We start from the raw sequence: 3171 nt of genomic DNA on the forward strand, positions 1-3171 counted from the left end.
GCCACGCTCGGCGGCCTCAGCCTCGATCCGTTGCAGTGTCTGGGTAAAGCGGATCGGCTGGCGGATGCTCTGCCAGTAGTGGTCGCGATCCAACACCTGCAAGGTCTGGGTGTTCAGGCAGGAAATCACCGGGATCTGTGCCGGCTGCAGACGAATCTGGCTGAACAGCGCCTCGACTGGCGGCTTGAGCACATCGATATGACGCGAATGAAAGGCCTGATTCACCGGCAGACGCTGGAACACGATGTCCTGCGCGTTAAGCTGGCGCTCGGCTTCGGCGACGCGGCTGGACGGGCCGGCCACGACGATCAGCGACGGCGCATTGTAAGCCGCGATGTCACAGTGTTCGTGCAGCACCGGCATCTGTTGGTACAGCGCCTGCGGGGCCAGGATCGCCAGCATCGCGCCCTCTCCGCTCGGTGCCTGGTGTTGATGAAACAGTTGCCCCTGGCGCACCACCAGGCCAATCGCCTCAGGCAGCGTCATCACCCCGGCCAGCGCCGCGGCGGCCAGTTCGCCAAGGCTGGCACCCAGCAGGTAATCGGGGGTGATCCCGTGTTCGATCAGGGTCTTGCCCAGGGCGTACTCGATCATGAAGATCGCCGGGTGACTCAGGCGAATGTCATTGAACACCTGCGAGCGCGGGTTGTTGTCGTGGTAAATCCCGGCGATCACCGACTGGCCCAGTTCGGCGCGAATCAGCGTATCGAGCTCGTTCATCCAGCGTTGGAACACTGCATTGTTCTGATAGAGCTCGCGGCCCATCTGATAGAACTGGCAACCCTGGCCAGGAAACATGAACACCACGCAAGACGTCTGTCCCTGAAAAAGATACGGCATAAATTTCGTCCTGAAATGGATGGCTGAGGTGACGGCTCGCAGTATAGGAGCCGATCTGAAACGGTCTGCGACATCGACAAAAAAATCTTCCGAGGCCTGGCCTTGCGCCCGCTATGCTCCTCGAGCGAGCCCATTTGGGTTTTCTTACACGGAGGTAGACATGACGACACCAGCAACCGAAACCGTATCGCCGATCAGTCAGTGGTACGACATGATGACCCGGATGTTCCCCGACCAACGCCTGACCTTCCTCAACTACGGCTACCTGGCCCAAGACAGCGACTTCGACTGGATCAACGACGCAGACCTTGAGCAAAAATGTTCGGTAAACCTGATTCGCACCCTGTTGGGCGATAGCGACCTGCGCGGCAAGAAGGTCCTTGAAATCGGCTCGGGCCGGGGCGGCAATTGCTCCTACCTTGCCCGCTACACCGGCGCGGCTTCGGTAACCGGTCTGGACTTCTGCCCGGCCCATATCGAGCTGTGCAACCGGGTGCACGCTTTGCCCGGGCTGAGCTTCGTCGGCGGCGACGCGATGGCCCTGCCGTTTGCCGATAACGAATTCGACGTCGTGATCAACATCGAGTCGTCCCATTGCTACCCCGACCTCAACACCTTTGGTGCAGAGGTGCAGCGGGTGTTGAAGCAGGACGGGCGCTTTTTTTATGCCGACACCATGAAAGGCGACAACACCAGCGCCCTGTCCGAGTCTGACAGCATAGGCGTCGACTTCTTCAGCAACGTGCTGGCCCAGCACCAGGCCATGATTGAGCACGCCCGTTTCAAGGTGGAAGAGCACCGTGACATTTCCGACGGCGTGATCAGGGCCTTCGAAAGCCAGGACGGCCACCTCAAGCACCTGCTCAGAAGCCTGGTAGAGGAGAAAAAGCAGCAGCGTGAGCCGCTGCCGCCCGAGGTCTGGCACGCGTTCGATACCCTGTTCCACTTCTTCGACGACAGCGGCATCAAGGCTTATAAAAACGGCCATCTGGCGTACAAGTTCTGGCGTTTGCAAAAGGCCGCCTGAACCGTTGCGCCAGCCCGTGGAGAAGCCGTCCGGGAGACTAGCCAACGGCATTCTCCACACTCCTTTGGCCATACAGGGTCGCGCAGAATTGCGCGATCACCCTGAACACCTCCGGCTGGGTCAATAACGTCATGTGGTTGGCCGAAGCCACCTCGATCATCTCGAAGTTCGGCAATTGCCGCTGCCACTCCTGCCAGTAGTCGGCATGGTTGAAGGCGGCAAACTCCTGACTGTCGGTGGAGAAAAACGGCTCCAGGTCCCCCATCCACAAACCGCTGGCGTTGCGAAAGTAATAGCAGGCCACCTCTGCCGCCCTGGGCAGGGGCTGAATCCGATAATGCTCGACCTGATACGCCTGCTGGATCTGCGTCACTTGCGCCATCAACTGCTGCAAGCGCTGGTCACTGGTCTTCAGGCCGCGCTGTCGGGCCAGGTCGGTCAGCTGCTGCAGATAGTCCGCTGGCGACAGTGCCAGATCGATCTCGTCGCGGTGGATCAACACCTCGGCGAAGCGCTCCGGCGTCTGCCCGAGGGTCATCTGCAAGGACATGTTGACGGTCTGCAACAGGCGGGTCTTGTCGGCCAGGCGTGCGCTACGTTCACCGGTCACGTCCGGTGAGTCGAGCATCACCAGGCTGATGACGGTCTCCCCCAGTTCCTGCAACTGTCGGGTCACTTCATAGGCCAGCATGCCGCCCAGGGAATAGCCGCCCAGGTCATAGGGCCCCTGTGGCTGCACCGACTGGATGACCTGGACGTAGTAGGCCGCCATGGCCTGAATCCCCTGCAACGGTGCCCGATCGGTCATCCAGCCTCTGGCCTGCAGCCCGAAAAATGGCCGCTGAACATGCTGGGCCAGGCCCTGATAGATTTCACTGCCCCCCAGGGCGCCATGGAACCAGAACACCGGCCGCCCCTGTTGCACCGGGTTGAGCCGTTGCAACTCCGGGAAGCGCGTCGTCGAGCCGCTGAGCAAACCGAGGATCTGCGCGGGCAGTACCGACTCCGCCACGCCGGTCGGCGTGGCGTCCCGGCTCAGCCGTTGCAGGACGTCCCCCAGGGTCTGGCACTGCTGGATGTCAGCCAGGGCCAACCCGGGATCAATCTGCGCCTGCACCTGCATGGCCCACTGCAACATCACGATGGAATCGGCGCCGTAAGCGCTCAGGGGTTTGCTCGGCGACAAGTCCTGGGGCTGCATTCCCAGCAAGTCGGCCAGCAGCTGCCGCCCCTGCTCGGCAGCCGTCGACGGTTTTTGGCCAACCACATGGCGCGTGCTGCCGGCCGCCGTGAGCGGCTCCTGC

The 3171-nt window shown here is 61.6% G+C and carries 3 protein-coding genes; 1 reads left to right on the plus strand and 2 read right to left on the minus strand.

Going from position 1 to position 3171, the window contains the following annotated elements:
• The coding region (locus BLX41_RS37020) for an acyltransferase domain-containing protein (RefSeq protein ID WP_259745508.1) at positions 1-840 on the minus strand (840 nt) is incomplete at its 3' end.
• A gap of 160 nt (positions 841-1000) precedes the next feature.
• Here BLX41_RS37020 and BLX41_RS32740 point away from each other — a divergent pair.
• Positions 1001-1867: a class I SAM-dependent methyltransferase gene (locus BLX41_RS32740; RefSeq protein ID WP_123728204.1), complete on the plus strand. Its 867-nt coding sequence runs from the start codon at positions 1001-1003 to the stop codon at positions 1865-1867.
• 37 nt (positions 1868-1904) lie between these two features.
• Here BLX41_RS32740 and BLX41_RS34075 read toward each other — a convergent pair.
• Positions 1905-3171 (minus strand): non-ribosomal peptide synthetase (locus BLX41_RS34075; protein ID WP_221179234.1); only part of this gene is annotated, 1267 nt, incomplete at its 5' end.

Origin of the sequence: Pseudomonas protegens (assembly GCF_003732485.1) — a bacterium.
Classification (GTDB): Bacteria; Pseudomonadota; Gammaproteobacteria; order Pseudomonadales; family Pseudomonadaceae; genus Aquipseudomonas; species Aquipseudomonas protegens_B.

What these genes read in the sequence shown, in the direction of transcription:
- BLX41_RS32740 (WP_123728204.1), top strand. Translation starts at nt 1,001, where the DNA reads ATGACGACACCAGCAACCGAAACCGTATCGCCGATCAGTCAGTGGTAC.